Below are 2,019 nucleotides of genomic sequence, written 5' to 3' on the forward strand. Positions count from 1 at the left end.
ACGCCAAGATCCGCGCGTTCATCACCGGCTGGAACGACCGCAAACACCCCTTCGTCTGGACAAAGACCGCAGACGACATCCTCAAGAAAGCCAACCGTCAGAAGACTTCAAACGCAGCGCACTAGTACTTTCATTGGCCTTCCTGGAAGGCGAAAACGGGATCGATCCTGGCATCGTCAAGGACATCTGGCGGGCTACGCGGCGGGGCACGAGCTGGTCCCAAGCTGTTAGCAGCTATGTGGATGCTCTCGCTGCGCTGGGTCGGGTTGGGTTGATCCGCCCCAACCGCAACGAGGTATTTGTTCATAAACATGTGGCACGAACTCTCATCGAGCAAGCGGATCCCCGCGAGCGGTCGCAGGCCGTCTTCGTGGCCGCCAGCTCCTTGGAGAGGCACGTGCGCCTGACGGGGCAAGCGGGTGAGGTGACTAATATGGGGACTTTCCGCATGACGCTCGGTCATATCTTGTCCATTGCGGACTGGACGGAGACTCTAACACCCACAACGTGGCCGAAAGTGTTCAGCTGGCCACTATGGATGTCACGCTTGTCTGCCTCGATAGCTCTCGCTTCGGTGGCTGGGCGATTGTTAGAGCGGGGGGATGAGAAGGATGCCCAGATATCAGCGGCTCGGGCGTTCGACCTTGCTCGTTCTGCGTTCCCGTACGCGATGGGGTTTTATCCGCCTGAAGCAGCCCGAGCTATGACCGCCGTGTCCTACACGGCGTGCGCCGCTGCCACCACCTGCCGCCGAGCTGGAGACATTGCCGAGGCTACGGAGATCCTAGAGTGGGCGCTTAGCGTTCTCCGGTTTAGGCGCTGGGATTTAACTGCCTTGCGGCTGCCAGTGGTGACGCTTCGAGCTCTGCAGTTTCTTGCGACAGAGCAGCCCGAGCCTGCGTTTGACCTTCTCTCGAGCGAGATGCGTACGCGTGGCTTTAGACGACTCCGTGCCGAGAGCGAAGAACGGATTCAGGCAGAGCGAATTCTTGCGGAGGCCCGTCAATTGATTCAGGAGAGAGCCTGAGTAGGAGATGCGTCAGGGTTCACGGCTGGGTTCTGCGCTTCCCCGGCAGGCGTTCCGTGAGATAGATCCGCCCCGTGTGGCGAAAGGTGGGCTCAAGGATGTCGATGTCCAAGTCCGTTGCATTTGTCGACTCTCGTACCTGATGGCCTATTTGACGCGGCTAGTAGGAAACTCCCCGCGTGTGCAAAGTACGCCGCGTGTCGCGTGCAGTCTTCGATGATTCTCGACAAGTAGTGTCGAGATGCAGCGAAGATGAGATTTTGGTGGGCGGTATCTGAGATAAACCGAACGTTATGGCTTGGTTGCCGCATGCTGGAATACCCTATGGGATCTGTGTGCCGATCCAGTCGGCTCGCGGGACCCGTGCACGCGCATTGCGGTGGGGTGACCTGCGTTGCTCACCATGATGTGACCCGAATGTCCGGCCTCGATCATTGCCCCCGCGCGGGCTGACACCGTCCCAGCTGAAACGGTTGTACCTCAGACTCAATCGAGGAGGGCATCCTCCACTAACGTCGGAGGATGCCCCGGGTGCATCTGATGTTTGGGCTCGCCGGATCGGGCAAGTCCACCCTCGCGCGCGAATTGACCAGTGGCGGCAGCGGCGTCCGGTTCACACTCGATGAATGGATGATCAGGCTAGAACCCGAAGTGAGCATCGACTCGGCGGAGTACGGGCCTAAGGCGGACCGGGCCCGAGATCTGATCTGGTCGGTGGCCCAGCAGGTACTAGCCACCGGCGCCGACGTCGTCCTGGACTGGAACAGTTGGTCAGTCGAACGACGCGCATGGGCGGCGCAACGCGCTCACGCGGTCGGCGCCGTTGTAATCGTCCACAAGCTCAGTACCAGCATCGCGGAGGCAAGGGTTTGCCCCCGGTTTGGTTGACACCTGACTTGTGAGGATCGTGGTCCTCGCTGGAAGGATGTTCACCATGCCCAAGCCGTATCCGAAGGAGTTCCGCGACGACGTCGTGGCAGTGGCCCGCAAGG

General features: G+C 60.3%; 1 protein-coding gene and 1 pseudogene. Both read left to right on the top strand.

What is annotated here, in order from left to right; translation table 11 throughout:
* Positions 1-125: pseudogene (locus AZH51_RS05500) on the top strand (IS630 family transposase); the annotation flags it as partial.
* A gap of 1,424 nt (positions 126-1,549) precedes the next feature.
* Positions 1,550-1,915: an ATP-binding protein gene (locus AZH51_RS05505; RefSeq protein WP_291522176.1), complete on the top strand. Its 366-nt coding sequence runs from the start codon at positions 1,550-1,552 to the stop codon at positions 1,913-1,915.
* The last annotated feature ends 104 nt before the right edge of the window (positions 1,916-2,019 follow it).

Source organism: Branchiibius sp. NY16-3462-2 (assembly GCF_001594145.1).
GTDB lineage: Bacteria > Actinomycetota > Actinomycetes > Actinomycetales > Dermatophilaceae > Branchiibius.

Excerpts from the sequence above, each read along its gene's own strand:
- AZH51_RS05505 (WP_291522176.1), top strand. The coding sequence starts at position 1,550 with ATGCCCCGGGTGCATCTGATGTTTGGGCTCGCCGGATCGGGCAAGTCC.